Raw genomic sequence first — 1,054 nt, 5'->3', positions numbered from 1 at the left:
GCCCACCGACCTTGAAATGGAGAAGAAGGAGATGGATCGCCTTCGTCAGCTTGAGCGAGAGAATGCCCGCCTCAAGAAGGAGAATGACCTGCTAAAAAAGTGGCAACGGTATCTGGCGGAACAACACCAGAACGATTTGGATTCATCCAACGATACGGACGCGAACTAGGCGTCAGATACCTTTGTGACTGGCTGGGTGTTTCGCCTAGTGGCTACTATGACTGGTTAAAGCGGAAGCCCAGCGTTCGAGCGGTAGAGGAGGTGGCGCTCCTTGAGGAGATTCACCGGATACACGCCCAGAGTCGCGGCACTTATGGCAGTCCTCGCGTACATCGTATGCTACGCCGAGACGGCATTCGGGTTGGCGAAAAGCGCGTGGCAAAGCTGATGCGGCAGAGCGGGCTGAAGGGACGAGTGGTAACGGTGACACAGCGCCGGCCAGCCTGGAAGCGGTTCCAGCAGGACGGCGAGAATCTCCGTCTGGGACTTTCACTACCAACGGCGCCCGACCAGCAATGGGTGGCTGACCTGACCTACATCAAGGTAGGTACCAGCTATCAACACCTGATAACGATAATGGACCTATACTCACGACGGATCATCGGTTGGTCGCTGTGCAGCAACCGTACCGCCGGCGACGTCCTGCCGCTTCTGCAGCGTGTCATTGCTCGACGCAAACCGGCACCAGGTTTAATCTTTCACACCGACCGGGGGATCGAGTTCATGGCCTACGCGATCCAGGGCGAGCTCGCGAAGCACGGATTGCAGCGGAGCTACAACCGCCTGGGCCATTGCACCGACAATGCGCATATGGAATCTTTCTACCATAGTCTGAAGGCAGAACTGATAAGAGGAAGATGTTTCGCAAATGAACCGGCGCTTCGCTCAGCTCTCGCATCGTATATCAACGGCTTCTACAATCAGGAGAGGCTGCATTCTGGAATTGCTTATATGAGCCCTGCCGAGTATGAAGCTGATGCGGCCTAATCCAGTGTCCGTTTTATCGGGTGAAGATCCCCCTGCCGAGTATGAAGCTGATGCGGCCTAATCCAGT

Annotated in this window: 1 protein-coding gene; it reads left to right on the top strand. The window is 55.8% G+C overall.

All coding sequences use genetic code 11. From position 1 onward, the window contains the following. Window positions 1–99 precede the first annotated feature (99 nt). Window positions 100–987, top strand: a complete 888-nt coding sequence (locus tag E4634_RS21080) for an IS3 family transposase (protein WP_135446661.1) — start codon at window positions 100–102, stop codon at window positions 985–987. Window positions 988–1,054 lie beyond the last annotated feature (67 nt).

The sequence above is a fragment of the Mangrovimicrobium sediminis genome (genome assembly GCF_004745945.1).
GTDB lineage: Bacteria > Pseudomonadota > Gammaproteobacteria > Pseudomonadales > Halieaceae > Mangrovimicrobium > Mangrovimicrobium sediminis.
The sequence above is the reverse complement of the archived record's forward strand: the minus strand, read 5'-3'. Positions and strand labels throughout refer to the sequence as shown.